The sequence below is a fragment of the Paeniglutamicibacter sp. ZC-3 genome (assembly GCF_025847175.2).
GTDB lineage: Bacteria > Actinomycetota > Actinomycetes > Actinomycetales > Micrococcaceae > Paeniglutamicibacter > Paeniglutamicibacter sulfureus.
The window spans coordinates 1-1,424 of sequence record NZ_JAOYTG010000056.1; the positions used below are offsets into that span (position 1 = coordinate 1).

Annotated in this window: 1 protein-coding gene and 2 pseudogenes; all 3 read right to left on the reverse strand. The window is 59.9% G+C overall.

The features are described 5' to 3' along the window. Positions 1-120: 120 nt before the first annotated feature. Positions 121-351 (reverse strand): annotated as a pseudogene (locus tag OIU93_RS20515) (response regulator transcription factor); the annotation flags it as partial. Positions 352-356: 5 nt separating this feature from the next. Next, entirely contained in the window at positions 357-707 is a 351-nt protein-coding gene (locus tag OIU93_RS20520) for a sensor histidine kinase (RefSeq protein WP_372342986.1), read from the reverse strand. 75 nt (positions 708-782) lie between these two features. Beyond that, positions 783-1,268, reverse strand: a pseudogene (locus OIU93_RS20525) (sensor histidine kinase); the annotation flags it as partial. Positions 1,269-1,424 lie beyond the last annotated feature (156 nt).

A 1,424-nucleotide genomic window follows, 5' to 3' on the forward strand; every position in this document is an offset into this window, starting at 1 on the left:
TTGGCCAATACGACAAATAGCTCGACGCACTACCACTTCGCCGGAAACGCGCTAACAACTGCCCAGAGGGGACACTACCAAGTCGCCAGAACATCACTACCAAGAGACGCTATTTAGCACCCTGGAGAGCAGGTATTCGGTCGTTTCGATGCCATTCATTTCGGGCATGCGAACGTCCATGAGAATCACATCCGCTGCCGCCAAGGTCCGGGAGGCAATGGCTTCGCGGCCGTTTGACGCTTCGGCGACCACTTCCAGATCTGCTTGGGAATTGATGAGCATTCGGAAGCCGCTGCGAACCAGCAGTTGGTCATCCACGAGTGCCACGTGGATGGGGTTGTCTTTTGTCAAGTTTTCTAGTCCTCGGTGTAGGGGATGAATACGGATACGCCGAAGCCTCCGCCGACCCTGGGCTCGGCCTCGACTCGACCATCGTAGAGGGCAACACGTTCGGCCATGCCCCGCAGACCTTGGCCAGATGCGGCGTTGTCCATGGCGCCTGCTCCTCGACCGTCGTCCGACACGGTCAGTTGCAGTCCGCGGTTCTCCCAGCCGAGCATCACGGTCGTTGCGGCTTCTGGGCCGGCGTGCTTGAGCACGTTGGTCAGGGCTTCCTGCATGGCGCGGTAGGCGGTGAGCTCGGCTCCCGCTGGAAGATCGCGTCGTGCGGTACCGTTCTGCCTAAAATCGATTGCCAAGCCGCTCATTCGCGTCGCTTCAAGAAGCGCCGGAATATCATCAAGGGTAGGCAGTGGCCTCGTGGACGCTTCTTCATCGCTACGTAGCACGCCGAGTAGACGGCGCATCTCTCGGAGTGAACTTCGCCCGGTTTGGGCAATTGTGGCCAGCGTTTCCCTGGCAATTTGCGGGTCATGTTCACTCGCATAGCGTGCGCCATCGGATTGCGTGATGATCACGGACAGTGAATGGGCCACTATGTCATGCATCTCCCGCGCGATATGGCTGCGTTCGTCGGCGGCAGCCAAAGCACGTTCTTGTTCTCGTTCAGTTTCCAGCCTCCGCGCCCGGTCCTCGAGTGTCTGTAGGCTGAGTCGCCGGGTCCTGGCCAAATCCCCAAAGGTCCACGCCACTAGGACCAAGAGTGAAAGTCCTATGAAATTGAGCACCGTGCCCTGGATCGAGTTGTCGCTGGCCCAAGCGCCTATGCGCGCACTGGCAAGCAGGGCCCCAACCAAGCCCGCGGCAAGGCCGGCGAAGGATTGCCAACGTCGGCCGTACGCCGCCAATGTATATACCGTGATGGGCACGGAGACCTGTGACGGCAATAGTTCGTGGGTGACGCCATGTGTGTGAGCGCTAAACTTTGGGCCGTTTCGGCCATGCAGGTGGGCCAAGTTGGCAGCTCATTCCAGGCCAGTTGGGCGCTAAGCGCTAGCACCTCGGCAGCCGCTCGGAAATACCCG

Coding starts and splice junctions, on each gene's coding strand:
- OIU93_RS20520 (WP_372342986.1), bottom strand. CDS start 707: ATGAGCGGCTTGGCAATCGATTTTAGGCAGAACGGTACCGCACGACGC.